This is a genomic window from Burkholderia sp. FW306-1C-G01B (assembly GCF_058781685.1).
This window is the reverse complement of the sequence record NZ_JBYSWZ010000002.1, coordinates 95239-113522: the sequence shown is the minus strand read 5'-3', so window position 1 is coordinate 113522 and position 18284 is coordinate 95239. Positions and strand designations below refer to the sequence as shown.

Sequence of the window (18284 nt, the reverse complement as noted above, 5' to 3'; positions counted from 1 at the left end):
GGATCGAGGTGTGATCGACAGGAGGCCCGGGTGCCGAAGCGCGGGTTCAGGTCAACAAGGGAAGGAGACAACGATGTCGGAATGGTCACGAGTTACCGGCGCCGCGGGCGATACGTCCGCCGGCACGCCGGCCGAAGCGGGCGGCGGCACGGCGCTGAAGGCGGGCGCGGTCGGCTTTCCGACCGCGCTGGCGAGCGCCGTCGGCCTCATCATGGCGAGCCCGGTGATCCTCACCGCGACGTCGGGCTTCGGGATGGGCGGATGGGCGTTCGCGGTCGCGATGATCATCGCGTTCGTGATGATGCAGGCGCAGGCGACCACGTTCTCCGAAGCGGCCGCGATGCTGCCGACGGCCGGCTCGGTTTACGATTACCTGTCGTGCGGGCTGGGCCGCTTCTGGGCGATCACCGGCACGATTTCCGCGTATTTCCTCGTGCACGTGTTCGCCGGCACGGCGGAGACGATCCTGAGCGGCATCATGGCGCTCGTCAATTTCGAATCGCTGAACGCCGCGTTCGAGAAGCACAACAGCTCCTGGCTCGTCGGCGTCGGCCTCGTAATCACGTTCGCGATCACCAACATCGTCGGCATCAAGGTGTTCAGCAAGCTCGAGATCGTGCTGACGGCCGGCATGTGGCTGTCGCTGATGATCTTCGGGATTCTCGGGCTCGCGGCCGCGCCGGCCGTGCATCTCGACGGCTGGTTCGGCGGCTCGGAAGTCGGCACGTCGGTGCCGGCCGTGCTGTCGCTGGTCGGGATGGCGATGTTCATGTTCGTCGGCTGCGAGTTCGTCACGCCGCTCGCGCCGGAAATGAAGGCGCCGGGCCGCACGATTCCGCGCGCGATGACGATCGGCCTCGTCGGCGTCGCGATCTGCATGTTTCTGTATGGCGCGGCGATCCGCCGCCAGGTCGCGAACGTGCCCGTGAGCCCCGACGGCCTCACGCACCTGCTCGACACGCCGGGCGCGATTCCCGCGTTCGCGCTGCAGGTGCTCGGCCCGTTCGGCCGCATCTGGTTCGGCATCGCATTCCTGTTCGCGGGCGCCGCGACGATCAACACGCTGATGGCGGGGCTGCCGCGGATCCTGTACGGGATGGCGATCGACGGCGCGCTGCCGCGCTGCTTCGCGTACCTGCATCCGCGTTTCAAGACGCCGGTGGTCGGCATCGTCGCGTCGGCCGTCGTGCCGATCTTTCACGCGTGGCTGATCAACGGCAATCTCGACAGCATCCTGCACCTCGTGCTCGCCGCGACCTGCGCGTGGGGCACCGCGTACCTGCTCGTCACCGCGTCGGTCGTGATGCTGCGCATCCGCCGCCCGGACCTGCCGCGCCCGTATCGTTCGCCGCTGTTCCCGCTGCCGCAGATCGTGTCGAGCGTCGGCATCGTGCTCGCGATCTGGTACATCACGCCGCCGGGCATGAACGCGCGCGACATCTACGTGCCGTTCGGCGCGATGCTCGGGCTTACCGCGTTGTACGCGCTGTTCTGGACGCTCGTCGTGCAGCGCCGGCATCCGTTCAGGCCGGTGCCGGTCGAGGAAGTGCTGCGCAACGAGCACGTCGCGTCGTGAAGGCCGCGCTCGCCCGGTGGCGTGCGGCGCCCGATGCGCCGCCGCCCGGCCATCGGCCCGGCGCGATCGCCGCGCGCGTGCTCGCCGACCTGCATGCCGTGCGCGATACCGACGATGTGGGCAGCCCGACGGCGCGGCTGCCGAACGGCGTGCGCGTGAGCGTCGAAGAGCGCGTCGAGCGCCAGTTCCTGATGCATACGGTCAGCGTGAAGGTGGCGGTGACTGTACACGGCCCGGTCGCGCAGGGCCGCGCCCGTGTGCGGCAGACCGGCTGGCTGCGCCGCACGGGTATCGATGCGGCGCCAGCGCCGGGATGCGACTTCGGATTCGTCGCCACGGTGGCTGCGCTGATCGCCGAGCCGTCGCTGGCCGACGCGCTGCGGCCGCTGCACCTGACCGACTGCGCGATCGACGCGCGCGACGGCCGCTGGACGCTCGCGATCGTGCCGTTCGGCGGCAGCGAGGTCGTGAACCGGATGCCGTCGTTTCGCCGCTACGTCCGGCTGACCGGCGAGCAGGCGGCCGCGTTGTCGGCGGCCTGTCTTGCGTTCGAAACGGCACTGCGCAGGTTTTTGCGCGGGTAAGCTGTGGCGTTGCGGCGGGGCGAACGCCTCGGTCGCATCCAGGAATCAGGGTTTTACCGGAGGCGCCGATGTTGTTCCAGTCACGCTCGCACGAAGACGTGCACGACCACGGGCTCGCGATCGCGGGCTGGCATCAGGTCTACCGCCAGATGACGCCGGGCCGCTTCAGGGGCACGGTCACGCAGGTGCTGTACGACGATTTCCACTTCTTCCGCGAAACGACCAACCGGCGCGTCGCGCAAACCGGGCTCGCGCCGGCCGGACGCACGTCGCTCGCGGTGCCGCTGTCCGTGCCGCTCGCGGGCACGTTCCAGGGCCAGCCGGTCGACGGTTATGCGCTGCTCGCGCTGCGTGCCGGCGAGGATTTCGAGTTCCACACGCCGGAGGGGATGGGGCTCGTCGGGATCAGCGCGGCATCCGACATGGTCGACGAGCTGTGCGAGGCCGAATTCGGCGCGGCCGGCGCGCGCAAGCTGCGGCATGTGACGCGGCTGTCCGATGAGCAGGGCGTCGCGCTCGGCGTGCGGCTGTCGTCGCTGATCGACGATGCGCAGCGCGACCCCGGCCACCTCGAATACGCGGCCACCCGCAAGATGTTCCGCGACGCGATGCTCGGCATGTTCCTCGATGCGCTCGAACAGGGCATCGGCGTCGAGCGCCGCGACATCACGCATGCCACCTACAGCGACATCGTGAGCCGCTGCGAGAAGCATCTGCGCGACCGGCCCGAAGAACCCGTCACCGTGCTCGAACTGTGCCGCGCGCTGCGCTGCAGCCGCCGCACGCTGCAAACCAGCTTCCAGCGCGTTGCCGACGTCACGCCGGTCGGTTATCTGCGCACGATCCGGCTGAACGCGGTGCGGCGCATGCTGCGCACGACGCCGGTACGGCAGCTCGGCGTCGGCGAGGCCGCCGCGAGCTGGGGTTTCACGCATCTCGGCTATTTCGCGCGCGAGTATCGCGACCTGTTCGGCGAGCTGCCTTCCCAGACGACGCGTCCCGACTGACGCACGCGCACCGCGACGGCGTCGTCGGACATCGTCGCAGGAAGCGCGATCCACCGTTTGCCGATTTGCGATAGAGGTCCTGAATTTTCGCTGGATAGAGTCCCGTCACCCCTATCGACAACACCATCGGTTTGCACTGCGAATCGACGACTCCAGAGGACGGGACATGAAGATCGGACGACGACTGGCCGCGGCCGCGGCTACGCTGGGTTGCATGCACGCACACGCGCAGGCCTCCGGCAGCGTGACGCTTTACGGCACCGTGGACACCGGCATCATCTACTCGACGAACCAGCAGTTCACGCGCGCCGACGGCAGCACAGGCGGCGGCCATGCGTGGCAGATGGGCGGCGGCAACCTCGTGCCGTCCCGCTTCGGCTTCCAGGGCGCCGAGCCGCTCGGCGGCGGGCTCGATGCGGTGTTCACGCTCGAACAGCAGTTCCTGTCCGCGAACGGGCAGGCGCTGCAGGGCGGCACCGCATTCAGCCGGCAGGCGTGGGTCGGGCTGCGCCAGGACGGGATCGGCACGCTCGGTCTCGGCCGGCAATACGACTCGTATACGGACATGCTGAGCGCGTATGTGTCGAGCAACAACTGGGCGACGCCGTATGGCTCGCATCTCGGCGACGTCGACAACCTGAACGCCGCGTTCAATTTCAACAACGCGGTGAAGTTCACCAGCGCCGATTTCAACGGCCTTACGTTCGGCGGTACGTTCAGCTTCGGCGGGCAGGCCGGCGATTTTTCCGCGAAGCGCGGTTATGCGGTGGCCGCGACATACACGCGCGCGCCGGTGGCGTTCTCGGTCGGCTACCTCGACCTGCACCAGCCGCTCGATGCGGCGCTCGGCGGCGCGAGCGGCTATATCGGCGATTTCGCGTGCAGCAACCCGGGCGCGATGTATTGCCTGCTGCAGGATGCCGGCTCGATGCGCGCGTTCGGCGCGGGCGGCTCCGTGACGTTCGGCGCGGCGACGGTCGCACTCACGTACACGCATACGCGCCTCGGCGACAGCCGCTATTTCTCGACTGCCGCACAGCCGCGCACGCAGGCGTTCACGTTCGACATCGGCGAGCTGAACGTCACGTACATGTTCACGCCCGCGCTGCAGGGCGGCGTCGCGTACATCTTCAACGCCGCGCATACGGACGGGCGCGGCACGACGCGTTTCCACCAGCTGAACGTCGGCACGAACTACAGCCTGTCGAAGCGCACGGCGCTGTACGCGGTCGCGATCGGCCAGATCGCGAGCGGCACGGGGCTCGGCACCGATACGAACGGCAACGCGGCGAACTACGCGCAGATTCCGGTGCTCGCGAACAGCAACTCGAGCCGGCAACTGGCGGTGATGGCCGGGATCCGCGTGAACTTCTGACGGGGCCCGTGTGGTCAGGCGGGCCCGGCGGCTGTCTCTTCCGCCGCGTGCCATAAATTCTTAACGATCGGCGTGAACAATGGCGTTCGCTTCAGGCAGCCGGAAGCGTCGCCCGCGTTGCACACGTGTGCAACGCCTGGCTGTCCCGCCACCACGCCGAACGAGAGAGACCTCATGACCTTGCTGAGCCGCCTGCGCGCGCTGTCCGCCACCCTTGCGCTGTCCTTCGCCGCCACGCACGCCGTTGCCGCGGATCTCGTCATCGCAGGCCGCGACGACATCTACGGCAAGGGGCTGGCCGACGCCGTCGCCGGTTTCAACAAACTGCACCCGGGCACCGAGATCGAGCTGCTCAAGCTGCCGAACGCGAACCTGTACCAGAAGCTCAAGCTGTCGATGCGCGAAGGCACCGGTGCGTACGACCTCGTGATGATGGACGACACGTGGGCGCCCGAATTCATCGGCAACGGCTGGCTGAAGCCGCTGCCCGCGTCGCTCGCGGACGCCGATCTCGTGCCGTCCGCCGTCGCGCTCGGCCGCAACGCGGCCGGCGCGCTGTATGCGTTGCCGATCGTCGGCAACGTCGAGATGTTCGCGTACCGCAAGGACCTGCTCGCGAAATACAAGCTGCAGCCGCCGCGCAACTGGGACGACGTGCTGAAGATCGCGCAGACCGTCGGCGGCGCGGACAAGAGCGTGTCGGGCGTCGTGTTTCGCGGCACGAAGGGCAACCCGGTCGTGACGGGCTTCCTGCCGATCCTGTGGGCGTACGGCGGCGACGTGTTCGACCATGCCGGCAACGTGACGATCGATTCGCGCGACGCGCAGGCCGCGCTGAAGACGTTCCTCGCGCTGAAGGCGTCCGCGCCGAAGGACGTCGACGTGTACGGCGCGGCGGAAGTGCGCGATGCGCTGCAGCGCGGCACGGCCGCGCAGTCGATCGAGGTGTGGCCTGCATGGGTGCCGGCGCTCGACGATCCGAAGCAGTCGCGCGTGGTCGGGCAGATCGCGCTGCAGCCGCCGCCCGGGCAGACCGCGGGCCCGGCGCCGATGCTCGGCATCTGGCAGATGGGCATTCCGAAGGACGCGCCGCACGCGAAGCTCGCGCAGGACTTCCTGGCTTACCTGACCGCCCGCGACACGCAGACGCGCCTCGCCGGGATCGGCATTCCGCCGACCCGCCGCAGCGTGTTCGCCGATCCGGCGCTGGTGCGCCAGTACCGCTGGTATCCCGATCAACTGAAGGCGCTCGAGGCCGGTCGTGCGCGGCCGCGCGTGAAGGACTGGCAGCAGGTCGAGAGCATTCTCGGCGACCAGCTTCAACTCGCGCTGACCGGACAGGCCGCGCCCGACGCCGCACTGCGCCAGGCGCAGCAGAAGATCGCGCAGGCGATGGCCGCGGCCGGCAAGTGACGACCCGCCTCGATACGTCGCCCGGAACCCGCGCATGAAAGCCTTCGGCCGCAGCCTGCCGTTCGTCGCGCTGCTCGGTCCCGCGCTGCTGGTGCTCGCCGCGCTCGCGCTGTATCCGGTCGCACAGGTGCTGATCGATTCGTTCTGCCGGGTCGACTACGCGGCCGGCCGCCGCGCGTTCGCGGGGCTCGCGAACTATCGCGCGGTGCTAGGCGACGACGCGTTCACGGCCGGCTTCGGCAATACGCTGCGCTTCACGATCGTGGCGTCGCTCGCCGAGGTCGCACTCGGCTTCGGCCTCGCGCTGCTGTTCGTGCGCGCGTTTCCGGGGCGGCGCATCGCGCTGCCGCTCGCGATCCTGCCGATGATGCTGTCCACGCTCGTGTGCTCCGCGATCTGGCGCAACTGGCTCAACTTCGACGGATTCCTGAACAAGTTGCTCGCGGCGTTCGGCATCGAAGGCGTGCGCTGGCTGTCCGATCCGCATCTCGCGCTGTGGTCGCTCGCGCTCGTCGACGTGTGGCAGTGGACGCCGATGGCGTTCCTGATCGTGCTGGCCGGGCTGCAGTCGATTCCCAGCGAACTGTACGAAGCCGCGCGCACCGACGGCGCGAGCGAGTGGCAGTGCCTGCGCGACATTACGCTGCCGCTCGCGGCGCCGCAGATCGGCCTCGCGCTGCTGCTGCGCTCGATCGACACGTTCAAGCTGTTCGACAAGGTCTATGCGCTGACGGGCGGCGGCCCCGGCAACGCGACGCAGACGCTGTCGACCTATATCTACGACACGGGCTTCCGCTTCTTCAACGTCGGGCCGGCGAGTGCCGCGTCGGTGCTGATGCTCGCGGCGTCCGCGCTGCTGGTCTCGGGGTATGTATGGCAGACGGTTCGCAAGCGGCGCGCATGACGGCGCAACCCTCGGGCATCTCACGCACGCGAACGGGCGCCGCATTCGGTCGCGCGGTGCCGTCGGCGCTGCGTGTTGCCGCGCTCGCGCTGTTGCTGTTGCCTTGCCTGTGGATGGCCGGTGCGGCCTTCATGCCGACGCTCGAGCGCCTCGATCATCCGTTGCGGATCTGGCCGGCCGCGCCGACCTTCGAGCATTTCGCGTCGGTGTGGTCCAACGGCATCGGCGCGCCGCTCTTCAATTCGCTGCTGGTCGGATTCGGCACGACGCTGCTCGCGCTGGCGCTCGCGTTTCCGGCTGCGTATGCGCTCGTGCGGCTGCGGTTTCCGGCGCGGCTCGACCTGCTGTTCCTGGTGCTGGTACTCGCGTTGAAGCTGATGCCGCCGATCACGATCGCGGTGCCGCTGTTCGCGCTCGCGAAGCGGTTGCACCTGCTCGATTCGACGCTCGGCCTGATGCTCGCGTATCAAATCTACGCATTGCCGATGGCGATCTGGATGCTGCTCGCGTTCGTGCGCGACGTACCGGTCGAATACGAGGAAGCGGCCTGCATCGATGGCGCGGGGCTGGCCCGACGGCTCGTGCAGATCGTGCTGCCGCTGTGCGCGCCGGGGCTGATTGCGACCGCGATCTTCGTGTTCATTGCCGCATGGAACGAGTTCCTGATCGCGCTGCTGTTCGTGTCGACGCCGAGTCGCTTCACGCTGCCGCTCGCGATCGCCGGTTATGTGACGGAGAACGGCATCGACTGGGGCGACCTGATGAGCGCGGGCTTGATGGCGTCGCTGCCCACGCTGGCCGTGGCCGGTTACGTGCAGCGCTACCTGTTGCGCGGGTTCGCGGGCGGGTTGAAGTGACGCGCGGCAACGCCGCGCCCGATTTCACCGTGTCATGCGCAGCTATGCCGCACCACCTGCGTGACCGGCACGACACGCGTGCGCGACGGGCCGTCGAACGTCTGCATCCGGTCGGCGAGCAGGTCGACCGCCGCATGTGCGAGGCCGCGCGTGTCCTGCCGGAGCGTCGTCAGCCGATAGGCGTCGTATTCGGCTGCCGGGATGTCGTCGAAGCCGACCACGCGCAGGTCGTCCGGCACGCGCAACCCGAATTCGCTGCGCGCGGCGTCGATCACGCCGAATGCGAGCAGGTCGGACGAACAGAACACGCCGTCGGGCCGCTCGCCGGACGCGAACAGTTGCCGTGCGGCGTCGATCCCGCATGCATGCGTGTCGGACGGCGTGTCGAGCACGCGCGTGAGCGTCGCGTCGAATGCGTCACCGCGCCCGATCGCATGCTCGAACGCCGCGGCGCGCGACTGCGCGCTGTAGCTCGCGCCGCGCGGCCCGACGAACGCGAGCCGGCGCGCGCCGGCCCGCACGAGCCGCTGCGCCGCATGGACGGCGCCCGCCGCGTTGTCGCTGACGACGATATCCGCGCCCGGCAGGTTCGCGTCGCGGTTGATCATCACGACCGGGATCCGGTGTTCGAGATACTGCTGCGCCACCGACAGCGGCGGCGACGCGGACGTCATCACGAGGCCCGCGATCCGGTAGCTGAGCAGTTGCTCGAGCGATTGCCGGACCTGGCGCGGATCTTCCGCGTTGGTCACGAGCGGCGTGAGCGCGCGCTGCCCGAGCGCGGCCATCAGGTCCGTCAGCAGCCGCGCGCGAAACGGATTCTCGAAGCCGGCCGTCACGACGCCGATCATGCTGCTGCGCTGCGTGATCATGTCGCGCGCGATCAGGTTGACCTGATAGCCGAGCGCACGCGCGGCGACCATCACGCGTTCGCGCGTTTGCGGCGCGATGCTCGCCGTCGGCGAGAACGCGCGCGACACCGCGGAGCGCGATACACCGGCGCGTGCCGCGACATCCGACGCCGTCACCCACGGTTTTTTTTCCTTGTCATTCATCGATTCATGATCCGTTCGAGCCACGAAACATGCATGCCGCCCGCCGACTGGATGTCGGCGCTCGACGATGCGCGGCTGCTGCATACGCTGACCCTACCGGGCAGCCATGACACCTGTGCGTATACCGTCGACGATCGGCTCGTGCGCACGCAGCGTGCGCCGCTCGATGCGCAGCTCGCGCACGGCGTGCGGCTGCTCGACATCCGCTGCCGGCACGTGCGCGATGCGTTCGACATCCATCACGGCGGCATCGCGCTCGGCATGACGTTCGACGATGTGCTGGCAACCTGCACACGCTTTCTCGATGCGCATCCGCGCGAATGCATCGTGATGTCGGTGAAGGACGAATGGCCGGCGCATGCGTGCACGCGCGGCTTCGATGCGACGTTCGACGCGCATCGCGCGCGCCACCCGCGGCTGCGCTGGCATGCCGGCGGCACGCTGCCCGCGCTCGGCGACGTGCGCGGCGCGGTCGTGCTGCTGCGGCGCTTTCGCAGCGGCCGGCCGCTCGGCATCGACCTGACCGCGTGGCCCGACAACGCGACGTTCACGATCGATCATCCCGACGGTGCGTTCGTGATCCAGGACGAATACCGCGTGCCGGTGGCTGCGTCGATCGGCTGGAAGTGGCGCGCGATCGACGCGCTGCTCACGCACCTGCCGACACCGGAAAGCGGCCGCTGGGCGATCAACTTCTGCAGCGGGACGGGGATGGGCGCGAATCCGTCGACGGTTGCGCACGGCGACGGCAGGGTGCAGGGCATTCATGCGCGGCTGGCCGAACGATTGCGCGAGCAGCGCGGCTCGTGCGGCGCGATGCTGCTTGATTTCTGCGATGACGACGACTGGGCGCTGGTGCGCACGCTGATCGACTGCAACGACCATGCGCCGGCGCCGGGCGTCTGGCGCAAGGCGTTTCGCTGTTAGCGGAGATTCGCGCTGAAGAACGCGAGTGCTTTGGTATCGAGTGTTTCGTGGAAGGCTGCGCGATCGAATCCCGTCGCATCGTTGCAGATTTCAGGTGCGCGGTGCATCAATTGATCGGGGCATGGCGCGAGAAACGCGAAATGCGCGGCATTCGGCACGACGTGAAATTCCGGCCGTTGCGGCAGCAAGCCGGCCAGCGCGTGGACCGTTTCCGGCTCCACGCCGTCGCCGCCCGATTCGGATCCCCAGAGCTGGATCGGCGCATGCACGTCCTTCAGCGTATCGGCGGTCGGGAATTCGTCGAGCGGGTCGGCCAGCACGTAGGCCTTGATGTCGGCGGGTCGCTCGACGAACTCTCGCAGGTCGGCCGCGCGGCTCATGTCGAGGGCAGTGTCGCCCGGATGGTTGACGGCCGGGGGGAAGATCCGCGCTCACGGAGGTAGTGTTCCCCGTACATCAGGCATGGCCGGATTCCACGACAACGCCGCGATACCGTATCACCGCGTCGCGATCGCCACCGCCGCCCCCGCCATCGCGGCCGCGCTCGTGCGGTTCGCGATCCGCTTCGCGCGCGCCGACGTCAGGAGGGCCCGCGCACGCACCGCGAGCAGCGACCAGAAGCAGTCGGCGAGGATCAGCACCGCGAGCATCGTGCCGACCAGTTCGGCCCATGCAACGACACCGACGTGCGTGAGATCGACGATGGTCGGCAGCAGCGCGAGATAGAACAGCATGATCTTCGGATTGCCGAGCGTAACCAGCATGCCCGCGACGAACATGCGCCACGGCGACTGGCCGCGCGGCAGGTCGTCCGCGCCCGTCCCGGTAGGCGCGGTCCACATCTTCCACGCAAGGAACAGCAGGTACGCGACGCCGAGCAGCTTCAGCACGATCAGGCCCGTCTCGAACGTGCGTGCGAACGCGGACAGCCCCGCGACCGCGAGCGTGAGCCACAGCGCTTCACCGAGCCACATAGCCGCCAGAAACGGCAGTACGTCTCGCACGCCGTTCGTCAGCACGCGCGCGACGAGCGCGGCGACGCTCGGGCCGGGCGTGCCGGCGGTGACGAGCAGGGCGAAGGCGAAGACGGCAAGCGCGGACAACGTCATGACGGACCTCGTGGAGGGGGCATTCGAAACGTATGAAGTTTCGATTATAGTGACGGCCGTTCCAGACTGCCTGCCTGAATTGCCGTCATGACTGCATCGATCCTGATCCGTCCCGCCACGCGGGAAGACGCGGCCGCGATGGCCGCCGTGGAAGTCGCCGCCGCGCAGCGGTTTCGCGAGATCGGCATGACCGACATCGCCGATGGCGAGCCGACCGATACGGCCGACGTGCTCGCACGCATCGACGGCGGCCGCGCGATTGTCGCGGTCGATGCGCAGGGCGCGTGCGTCGGGTTTGCGTTCTACCGGCTGCTCGATGCGCAGCGGCTGTATCTGGAGGAACTGGATGTCGCGCCGTCGCATGCCGGACAGCGGATCGGCGCGCGCCTGATCGAACAGGTGACGGCGCGCGCGGTGCAGCAGGGTATCGCGCAGGTCGTGCTGTCGACGTTCCGCGACGCACCGTGGAATGCGCCGTACTATGCGCGCCTCGGTTTCCGGATCATCGACGACGCGTCGCTCGACGATACGCTGCGCGCGGTCCGCGCGCATCACGTCGCGCGCGGGCTCGACGAGACGCAGCGCGTGTTCATGCGCGCGGACGTGCGCGCCTGAACACGTGCTGCCCGGCCGTCAGGCCGCGTCGCTCAGCGCGGGGTAGTCGGTGTAGCCCGTTTCGCCTTCCGCGTAGAACGTTTCCGGCACCGGTTTGTTCAGCGGCGCGCCGAGCTCGAGGCGGCGCGGCAGGTCGGGGTTCGCGATGAACAGCTTGCCCCAGGCGATCGCGTCGGCGCTGCCGCTCGCGAGTGCGGCCTGCGCGGTGTCGAGCGTGAACTGCTCGTTCGCGATCAGCGGGCCGCCGAACGCTTCCTTCAGGCGCGGGCTCAAGTGGTCGCCCGAATACGATTCGCGCGTGAAGATGAACGCGATCTTGCGGCGGCCGAGTTCGCGCGCGACATAGCCGAACGTTGCCGCCGGATCGGAATCGCCCATCGTGTGCGCGTCGCCGCGCGGCGCGAGGTGCACGCCGACACGGCCGGCGCCCCACACGTCGACCGCCGCGTCGACCACTTCGAGCAGCAGGCGCGCGCGGTTCTCGACCGGGCCGCCGTACGCATCGGTGCGGCGATTGGTGCTGTCCTGCAGGAACTGGTCGAGCAGGTAGCCGTTCGCGCCGTGGATCTCGACGCCGTCGAAGCCGGCCGCCTTCGCGTTTTCGGCACCCTTGCGGTACGCGGCGACGATGCCCGGAATTTCGTCGAGTTCGAGCGCGCGCGGCGTCACGTACGGACGCTGCGGACGCACGAGGCTCACGTGGCCGCCCGCGGCGATCGCGCTCGGCGCGACCGGCAGGTCGCCGTTCAGGAACACCGGATCGGAGATCCGGCCGACGTGCCAGAGTTGCAGCACGATGCGCCCGCCGGCCGCGTGCACGGCCTGCGTCACCTGCTTCCAGCCTTCGACCTGCTCATCGGACCAGATGCCGGGCGTGTCCGCGTAGCCGACGCCCTGCGCCGTGACCGAGGTCGCCTCGGTAATGATCAGGCCGGCCGACGCGCGTTCGGCGTAGTAGCGGGCCATCAGTGCGTTCGGCACGCGCGTCGCGCCCGCACGGGAGCGGGTGAGCGGCGCCATCACGATGCGGTTCGGCAGGGTCAGGTCGCCGAGGGTAACGGGATCGAACAGCGTGGGCATGACAGATAACCTCTTCACGAAAGGCGGGCGCGCCATCGCGTCATGCGCAACGCGGGCCCGCGTGGCCGATACGGCCGGTTGGCTAGAGATCGCGGCGCAAAGCGTCGTGAAATGCGTCGATGACGGCCTCGTTGCGCCGGAAGAACGCCCACTGGCCGATCCGCGTCGACGTCACGAGCCCCGCGCGCTGCAGCGTCGCGAGGTGCGCGGAAACGGTCGACTGCGACAGCCCGCAGCGCGCGTCGATCTGCCCCGCGCAGACGCCGTGGTCGTACGGCAGCGTCTGTGCCGGAAAATGCTCGCCCGGCGTTTTCAGCCAGTTGAGGATTTCCCGGCGTACGGGGTTGGACAGCGCTTTCAGGATCGCGTCGATGTCGATTTCGGTCGGCATGGTGGAGCGGGTGTTTCGGTTGGGCAGACGGGTATCGTCGATGGACGAATCATATATCGTAATTTGACGATATGTTTGAAAGCACTGCTGGCTATGGGGTTGATAGCTGCCGCCCAAGGCGATTCGCTATCGTCGTGCGAGGTTGACCGGCGCTGCACGCATGGCTGCCGCAGGTGCTCTTTCTACAGTTGGCGGACGCAACCAATTCCGGCTTTGCGTTGTCTCGCGCGGACCGCGGGTAATGCAATCAGATGTCGCGTGTACGGGGAATGACGACTGCCTGGCCGTGCAATCTGCCGTCCGTATCGAGAAGTTGCCACAGTGTTGCTTCCTCGATCATGAAGCGCTGGCCGGATTTCGTGATGCGAACCCCTTTGTATCCGGTCTCGTAACCAAGCCGCTGTACGCGTGCGAGGAATTGCTGCCGTTCCTCGCGATTCGGCGCTTCGGCAGAGAGCCGGGACGGAAGCCGGGTGATTTCATCCCAGCCATATCCGAATCGGCGCTGCGCGGCCTTGTTGGCATAGATAAAAAGCGGATCGGGGTCGGTATTGTGTGCAAGCACTGCGAACGGGGCGCTCTCATAGAGCCACTCGGTTGCGTCATTCTCGGGAATGGTGGCCGGCACGAGCGGGCGACCGAGCAGTCGAGCATGGCTGTCGGCAAGCAACTGATAGAAGGCTGGATTGCGAAAGAGCGGAGGCATCTGACACATCACGGGAATATTGGACGCCGTTACGATACAGCAGCTTCATGCGACGCTGCGCATCGTGCCGGATCACGCGGGTACGCCATTCCGAACATGGCAGCCGGGGGCGAAGCGCTGAACATGAGTGCGAGACTCAGCGCACCGATGCAAAACAGGTATTCGGTGCTCGCAAGCATGAGTTTGCGGGCCGTCACCGAATCGCCCGGATCATTTGAAAACGCCCGGATGAAGATACTGCCCAAGCTTTCCGTTTCACTGAATCGACCTGCCTGAGGTGATGCAAGGCGCAATCCGCACATGCCCGCGTATGTCTTGCACGGCCGCTTCTGCGGCCTGGACGCCGGAGAAAATTGCCGTGGGTACGCCATACCCCGGGAACGTCGTTTGTCCTCCGAGATAGAGGCCGCGCAGCCCTGTCCGATGCGGAAAGAACTTGTCAGGCGTGGTGCCTGGCGCGATGCCGTAGAGCGCACCCTCGTATAGGTGCCGTCCGCGCGCGAAATCCTGCGGATCCGATACCCGGACGTCTTCCAGGCAAAGGCCGGGGAGATGGGCCTGTATCGCGTCGAGATAGTCGCCGACCACGGCCTGCGTCATCGCGCTCGTCCATTTCGATGCGGAATCGATTCCCGTTGCTGGCGCATACAGTTCCAATACTGCGTTGCCGTTTGGCGCAAGCCCCGAGAGCACCTGTGACGGACAGGTGTAGGCGAGCCAGCGAGGAACCCCGGGCGTCGATACATGCATGGCCGCCTGTTGCGGCATCGGGGGAACATGATTGGTAATGAAGGCGCGTGGCAGCACGGCACCGGAGCAGCCGATCTGGATTGAAATCGCGCGATGCGAGAGCGGTGCCGCTCGCGCCGTGTGCGCTAGCCGCCGAGGTAAGGCGTGGGCGGGCAACAGGTGGCGGACCACTTCGAAACCCGAACACGTCGCCACGACGCAATCGGTCGGGATGCGCTCGCCGTCGGCAAGGGCGATGCCCCGAGCGGCCCCGTTCTCTACGAGGATTTCGCGTACATGGGCACCGAACCTGATCGGCACCGACAGTCTGGACAGTTCGCGCGCCATGACGGAGCTGATGGCGCCCATGCCTGCGCGGGGCAAATGGAATCCTTCCTCCAGCATGGCCAGCAAGCCAATGATCTGCGTTGCCGGAAGGCGATCGGGTGGTTGCCCGGTGTAGAGCAGTGTCGATGCGACAGCCGCCTGCAGGTCCGCATCGGCGAAGTGCGACGCGATCAGGCGGCTGACATGCCCATTCATGCGGGGCAGGTAACGCCACAGTTTGCTTAACGTCCGTAGAAGCGACGGCTCCTGCGGCAGAACTTCATCAACCAGCGTGCGGTAGATGGGGCCCCATTGCTGTTGGAGCCTGCCAAGGCCGTCACGCAGTTGCCGTGTCCGTGAATCCTCCCTGTCGCCTTCCACATACGACGTGCCGGCACTGGATAGATGAACGGCCGTTCCATTCTCCAAATGCGTAACGTGAGGCCGTTCGATGGCCACCATCGGAACCTCGCGATCGAAGTCGAGACCAAGGCGCCGGAACGACGCGCGAATGAGCGAGGGCACCGCTACATACATCGCGCCGTTATTGAATGTGAAACCGTTTACCGTCGTGGTGGAACAGCAGCCGCCGGCTGCGTCCGAGGCCTCCAGTACGACGACGGGTCTGTCATTGCGTGCCAGCGTCAGCGCGGCAGCCAGGCCGGCCAGGCCCGCGCCGATCACGACGACGGGTTGCTCGCCATTGCTCGTCATACGATCCTCCATGATTTGCACGAAGAGCAATATTGCGTGTCGTGCATGAAAGGTGAAGTCGCGGCAAGCCTCGACCGCATCGAACGCCGGCGAACGAGACTTGCCGCCACAGGGCAGAGATCGACGCTTGGCTCGCCGCGTCGAGAGGGCGGTCAAGGATGCAATGGTTCGCCATCGGTCGGGAACGTATGCCGGGCGTGCCAGCCGCCATCCTTCCGAATCAGCCGGACCGAGTTGAGGCCCAGTGGATCAGGCGCAACCCCCCGCATGCGCGACCACAGTTCAACCCAGGCGGGCTCACAGGTAACGGTCACCACATAAGGATCGTCCGGCCCGTTGGGGAACCAGGTGCGCAGTGATTCTTTCCAGATGCGTTGCTTCAGCGCAGTCTCCGCGGAGACTGTCGGGACGGTCCCGATCGTGACGTATCCCCGGTCAGCCATGCTGAGAAAGGACAGACTGATCGTCTTCCCCTGGCGAATCTCCGACGCTTTGCGCGTTCTCGAGTCGGTCATGAAACGAATCGTGAGGTCCTTCCCGATCTCCAGAACCTCGACGACTCTGGAGTTGATCTGACCGGACGCGTCGTTCGAAGATACAAAACAGAAGGCGCAATGACTGACGATTTCAGTTGCTTGTTGAAAGAGTTGGCTTGCATTCATGATGATGTGCGACAGCGTTTCAGGGAGCCCCCGAAAACCGGGAAACTCGGCGGAAAAAGGTCAGGTGGCGCATGTTCATGCACCTCGATCTCGACACGTCGTCGGTTCTCGACGTCGCTTTCGCGACAGCGATCTACCGGGCGACAGTATCCCGATGCCCGCCTCCATGGCGGTAAGGTACGTCGCGACGTGCAGGCCTGCGCCAAGAGCGAACACTGCAACCATGATCCAGCTCGAACGCGTTCTGGCAAACAGGACGGGTTGCGCGACCGTCCTCAGCAACCAGAATCCGCTTCCCGCCAGCGCAAGCGGCCCCTGGATCTGCGCTGCAACCAAGCCGAGCGACACTCCATAGACGAAGAGCACGTAACTCAACATCACGTTGAGTGTCTGGGTAATGCTCTGATTGAGCCTCCCGCCGTTCCCGAGTGACTGTGGCCACTTGAGCCAACGCCAGAAGGTCAAATGGAACAATACGAAGCCGAGGTCGTATATGACACTGAGTGAGGTCGATAGCGCTGGATGCACTGAAGTGGCTCCAATGGTGAGCCTTGGACATTGAAGGTTCCGCATGAAGTCAGGCCTGCCGCAGATTTCGACTCGTCCGGCAGGCAACGCGATTTAATGCACTACATGCAACTGTATACGTCGTGCATTATTTTGACAACATGCATTGGAGGTGCCCGCTTGATGTTCCGTGCACGCTGCAATCCGGGGTCGCGAATCGCGCCGCTGCTTCTTCATTCCCCGAGCTGCGCGCGCAGCTTGTCGAGCGCTTTCGGGTCGTGGCGCGGCGGCCCGCTCGTTCCGACGGCTGCCGCCCGGTAGCGGCTGCGCCGGCATCGATGCGGTGATCGCCGGTGTGCGTTCGGCACGGCGTTCGCAGTGGCGGCCGCGCCGAACCGGCCGACTGAACCGCCGACCGAACCGCTTTCCGCAACGGATCGGCAGCGCGCGACGGATTCTGCGTCCATCGCCGTTAAAGTGATACCCGCAACCAGGTCCGTCGCCATGTCACTCATTTCCGTCGCCTTTGCAAGAATCCGGCTTTCGCGCGTGCTGCCGGCCGTCCGAAACCTGTCATGCTCGATTCCGCTCGCGGCAGCCTGTGCCGCAATCGGCGTGCCGGGCGGCGCGCGTCCGGCCGAAGCCGCCACGCAGCGCGAACGTCTCGAGGCCCCGGTCAAGGCCGTGGCCGACCAGCGCGTGGCCGTCGATACGCCGCAGGGCAGCGCGGTGCTGCCCGTCTATGCCGATCATCCGCTCAACACGACCGCGCCCGACGTCACGCGCGTCTTCATCGTGATTCACGGCACGCTGCGCAATGCCGACGCGTACTACGCGTCGGGGCTCAAGGTCGTCGAGCAGGCCGGCGCGGCCGGGCAGGGCACGATGGTCGTCGCCCCGCAGTTCCTGACGCGCGCCGATACGCGCGCGTTTTCGCTGCCCGCGCAGACGCTGGCCTGGACCCAGGAAGGATGGAAGGGCGGCGAACCGGCGCGCCAGCCGGGCCCGGTCAGTTCGTTCGCCGCGCTCGATGCGTTGCTCGCGCATTTCGCCGATCGCAGCCTGTACCCCGCGCTGTCGACCGTGGTCGTGATCGGTCATTCGGCCGGCGCGCAATTGCTGCAGCGCTACGCGGTGGCCGGGCACGAAGGCGATGCGCTGGTGCAGGCCGGCATCGCCGTGCGCTATGTGATCGCGAACCCGTCGAGCTACCTGTATTTCGACGACGAACGACCGGACGCGCAAGCAATCGCGAGCGGTGCCTGCCCGCGCGCGACGGAATGGAAATACGGGCTGAAGTCGGCGCCGCCTTACGTCGCGTCGCAGGACGTGCGCGAACTCGAAACGCGCTACGTCGCGCGCCATGTCGTGTACCTGCTCGGGCAGGCCGACACGAACCCGTATACGCATTTCATCGACCGCTCGTGCGCGGCGATGGCGCAAGGCCCCTACCGGCTCGCGCGCGGGCTCGCGTATTTCGATTACCTGAAGAAGCGGCACCCGGACGATCTCGCGCAGCAGGTCGTCGAAGTGCCGGGCGTCGGGCACGACAATCTCGGCATGTTCACGTCCGCTTGCGGGCTGGCCGTGCTGTTCGGCCAGGCGTTGCCGCAATCGTGTCCGGTCGTCGCCGGAACGGCGCCGGTCGTGCGCGCGGCGGGGCAGTGAGCGCGCGTGCGATAGGCGCGGCGACAATGGATCGATCAGGAAAATGCAGGAATCGACAAGATAAATTCATTTCCCAAG

19 protein-coding genes are annotated in these 18284 nt (G+C 66.9%); 10 read left to right on the top strand and 9 right to left on the bottom strand.

Annotation, left to right across the window (positions count from 1 at the left end; genetic code table 11):
- Positions 1–73 precede the first annotated feature (73 nt).
- From AC3WLY_RS04735 to AC3WLY_RS04705, 7 genes are all read left to right on the top strand, one after another.
- Positions 74–1576 (top strand): APC family permease, encoded by a 1503-nt coding sequence (locus tag AC3WLY_RS04735; protein WP_175959508.1) that lies wholly within the window; start codon positions 74–76, stop codon positions 1574–1576.
- Positions 1573–2160 (top strand): DUF3156 family protein, encoded by a 588-nt coding sequence (locus tag AC3WLY_RS04730; RefSeq protein WP_492308184.1) that lies wholly within the window; start codon positions 1573–1575, stop codon positions 2158–2160. Before AC3WLY_RS04735 ends, AC3WLY_RS04730 begins: the two co-directional genes overlap by 4 nt.
- A gap of 68 nt (positions 2161–2228) precedes the next feature.
- A complete protein-coding gene (locus AC3WLY_RS04725) occupies positions 2229–3167 on the top strand; it encodes a helix-turn-helix domain-containing protein (protein ID WP_425131682.1) in 939 nt (312 codons plus the stop codon).
- Between the two features lie 166 nt (positions 3168–3333).
- On the top strand, positions 3334–4542 hold the full coding sequence (locus AC3WLY_RS04720; protein ID WP_492308185.1) for a porin: 1209 nt from the start codon (positions 3334–3336) through the stop codon (positions 4540–4542).
- A 174-nt stretch (positions 4543–4716) separates the two neighbouring features.
- Positions 4717–5955 carry an extracellular solute-binding protein gene (locus AC3WLY_RS04715; RefSeq protein WP_310133009.1) on the top strand — a complete coding sequence of 413 codons (1239 nt, stop codon included), beginning with the start codon at positions 4717–4719 and terminating at the stop codon, positions 5953–5955.
- Between the two features lie 34 nt (positions 5956–5989).
- Positions 5990–6859, top strand: coding sequence for a carbohydrate ABC transporter permease (locus AC3WLY_RS04710; protein WP_492308186.1), 870 nt, complete (start codon positions 5990–5992; stop codon positions 6857–6859).
- Positions 6856–7716 (top strand): carbohydrate ABC transporter permease, encoded by an 861-nt coding sequence (locus tag AC3WLY_RS04705; RefSeq protein WP_492308187.1) that lies wholly within the window; start codon positions 6856–6858, stop codon positions 7714–7716. Before AC3WLY_RS04710 ends, AC3WLY_RS04705 begins: the two co-directional genes overlap by 4 nt.
- 32 nt (positions 7717–7748) lie before the next feature.
- Here AC3WLY_RS04705 and AC3WLY_RS04700 read toward each other — a convergent pair whose 3' ends face one another.
- Entirely contained in the window at positions 7749–8771 is a 1023-nt protein-coding gene (locus AC3WLY_RS04700) for a LacI family DNA-binding transcriptional regulator (RefSeq protein ID WP_492308188.1), read from the bottom strand.
- Between the two features lie 6 nt (positions 8772–8777).
- Between AC3WLY_RS04700 and AC3WLY_RS04695 the strand changes: the two genes are divergently transcribed.
- A complete protein-coding gene (locus AC3WLY_RS04695) occupies positions 8778–9698 on the top strand; it encodes a phosphatidylinositol-specific phospholipase C (protein ID WP_492308189.1) in 921 nt (306 codons plus the stop codon).
- Here the strand turns inward: AC3WLY_RS04695 and AC3WLY_RS04690 are convergent.
- Together AC3WLY_RS04690 and AC3WLY_RS04685 are read right to left on the bottom strand one after the other, a co-directional pair.
- Positions 9695–10078: an alpha/beta hydrolase gene (locus AC3WLY_RS04690; protein WP_492308190.1), complete on the bottom strand. Its 384-nt coding sequence runs from the start codon at positions 10076–10078 to the stop codon at positions 9695–9697. The two genes, AC3WLY_RS04695 and AC3WLY_RS04690, sit on opposite strands and share 4 nt — an antisense overlap.
- Positions 10079–10195: 117 nt before the next feature.
- Positions 10196–10807 (bottom strand): LysE family translocator, encoded by a 612-nt coding sequence (locus AC3WLY_RS04685; RefSeq protein ID WP_175959500.1) that lies wholly within the window; start codon positions 10805–10807, stop codon positions 10196–10198.
- 87 nt (positions 10808–10894) lie between these two features.
- Here AC3WLY_RS04685 and AC3WLY_RS04680 point away from each other — a divergent pair, with 87 nt between their 5' ends.
- On the top strand, positions 10895–11422 hold the full coding sequence (locus AC3WLY_RS04680) for a GNAT family N-acetyltransferase (protein ID WP_425131691.1): 528 nt from the start codon (positions 10895–10897) through the stop codon (positions 11420–11422).
- A gap of 18 nt (positions 11423–11440) precedes the next feature.
- Here the strand turns inward: AC3WLY_RS04680 and AC3WLY_RS04675 are convergent, their stop codons facing one another.
- The 6 genes from AC3WLY_RS04675 to AC3WLY_RS04650 form a co-directional block, all read right to left on the bottom strand.
- Positions 11441–12502, bottom strand: a complete 1062-nt coding sequence (locus AC3WLY_RS04675; protein WP_425131692.1) for an alkene reductase — start codon at positions 12500–12502, stop codon at positions 11441–11443.
- An 82-nt stretch (positions 12503–12584) separates the two neighbouring features.
- Positions 12585–12893, bottom strand: a complete 309-nt coding sequence (locus AC3WLY_RS04670; RefSeq protein ID WP_034180436.1) for an ArsR/SmtB family transcription factor — start codon at positions 12891–12893, stop codon at positions 12585–12587.
- Between the two features lie 247 nt (positions 12894–13140).
- The gene (locus tag AC3WLY_RS04665; RefSeq protein ID WP_310133033.1) at positions 13141–13599 is read right to left on the bottom strand and encodes an MEKHLA domain-containing protein; all 459 of its coding nucleotides are present in this window, start codon (positions 13597–13599) and stop codon (positions 13141–13143) included.
- A 255-nt stretch (positions 13600–13854) separates the two neighbouring features.
- Positions 13855–15525: a phytoene desaturase family protein gene (locus AC3WLY_RS04660; RefSeq protein ID WP_244137227.1), complete on the bottom strand. Its 1671-nt coding sequence runs from the start codon at positions 15523–15525 to the stop codon at positions 13855–13857.
- Positions 15522–16031 (bottom strand): pyridoxamine 5'-phosphate oxidase family protein, encoded by a 510-nt coding sequence (locus AC3WLY_RS04655; protein ID WP_175959497.1) that lies wholly within the window; start codon positions 16029–16031, stop codon positions 15522–15524. Before AC3WLY_RS04655 ends, AC3WLY_RS04660 begins: the two co-directional genes overlap by 4 nt.
- Positions 16032–16771: 740 nt before the next feature.
- Positions 16772–17044 carry a hypothetical protein gene (locus tag AC3WLY_RS04650; protein WP_492308191.1) on the bottom strand — a complete coding sequence of 91 codons (273 nt, stop codon included), beginning with the start codon at positions 17042–17044 and terminating at the stop codon, positions 16772–16774.
- Here AC3WLY_RS04650 and AC3WLY_RS04645 point away from each other — a divergent pair.
- Positions 17043–18206 (top strand): alpha/beta fold hydrolase, encoded by a 1164-nt coding sequence (locus AC3WLY_RS04645; protein ID WP_492308192.1) that lies wholly within the window; start codon positions 17043–17045, stop codon positions 18204–18206. The genes AC3WLY_RS04650 and AC3WLY_RS04645 overlap by 2 nt on opposite strands.
- The last annotated feature ends 78 nt before the right edge of the window (positions 18207–18284 follow it).

What these genes read in the sequence shown, in the direction of transcription:
- AC3WLY_RS04735 (WP_175959508.1), top strand. Translation starts at nt 74, where the DNA reads ATGTCGGAATGGTCACGAGTTACCGGCGCCGCGGGCGATACGTCCGCC.
- AC3WLY_RS04725 (WP_425131682.1), top strand. Translation starts at nt 2,229, where the DNA reads ATGTTGTTCCAGTCACGCTCGCACGAAGACGTGCACGACCACGGGCTC.
- AC3WLY_RS04720 (WP_492308185.1), top strand. Translation starts at nt 3,334, where the DNA reads ATGAAGATCGGACGACGACTGGCCGCGGCCGCGGCTACGCTGGGTTGC.
- AC3WLY_RS04715 (WP_310133009.1), top strand. Translation starts at nt 4,717, where the DNA reads ATGACCTTGCTGAGCCGCCTGCGCGCGCTGTCCGCCACCCTTGCGCTG.
- AC3WLY_RS04710 (WP_492308186.1), top strand. Translation starts at nt 5,990, where the DNA reads ATGAAAGCCTTCGGCCGCAGCCTGCCGTTCGTCGCGCTGCTCGGTCCC.
- AC3WLY_RS04705 (WP_492308187.1), top strand. Translation starts at nt 6,856, where the DNA reads ATGACGGCGCAACCCTCGGGCATCTCACGCACGCGAACGGGCGCCGCA.
- AC3WLY_RS04700 (WP_492308188.1), bottom strand. Translation starts at nt 8,771, where the DNA reads ATGAATGACAAGGAAAAAAAACCGTGGGTGACGGCGTCGGATGTCGCG.
- AC3WLY_RS04695 (WP_492308189.1), top strand. Translation starts at nt 8,778, where the DNA reads ATGATCCGTTCGAGCCACGAAACATGCATGCCGCCCGCCGACTGGATG.
- AC3WLY_RS04690 (WP_492308190.1), bottom strand. Translation starts at nt 10,078, where the DNA reads ATGAGCCGCGCGGCCGACCTGCGAGAGTTCGTCGAGCGACCCGCCGAC.
- AC3WLY_RS04685 (WP_175959500.1), bottom strand. Translation starts at nt 10,807, where the DNA reads ATGACGTTGTCCGCGCTTGCCGTCTTCGCCTTCGCCCTGCTCGTCACC.
- AC3WLY_RS04680 (WP_425131691.1), top strand. Translation starts at nt 10,895, where the DNA reads ATGACTGCATCGATCCTGATCCGTCCCGCCACGCGGGAAGACGCGGCC.
- AC3WLY_RS04675 (WP_425131692.1), bottom strand. Translation starts at nt 12,502, where the DNA reads ATGCCCACGCTGTTCGATCCCGTTACCCTCGGCGACCTGACCCTGCCG.
- AC3WLY_RS04670 (WP_034180436.1), bottom strand. Translation starts at nt 12,893, where the DNA reads ATGCCGACCGAAATCGACATCGACGCGATCCTGAAAGCGCTGTCCAAC.
- AC3WLY_RS04665 (WP_310133033.1), bottom strand. Translation starts at nt 13,599, where the DNA reads ATGCCTCCGCTCTTTCGCAATCCAGCCTTCTATCAGTTGCTTGCCGAC.
- AC3WLY_RS04655 (WP_175959497.1), bottom strand. Translation starts at nt 16,031, where the DNA reads ATGAATGCAAGCCAACTCTTTCAACAAGCAACTGAAATCGTCAGTCAT.
- AC3WLY_RS04645 (WP_492308192.1), top strand. Translation starts at nt 17,043, where the DNA reads ATGTCACTCATTTCCGTCGCCTTTGCAAGAATCCGGCTTTCGCGCGTG.
- AC3WLY_RS04650 (WP_492308191.1), bottom strand. Translation starts at nt 17,044, where the DNA reads ATGGCGACGGACCTGGTTGCGGGTATCACTTTAACGGCGATGGACGCA.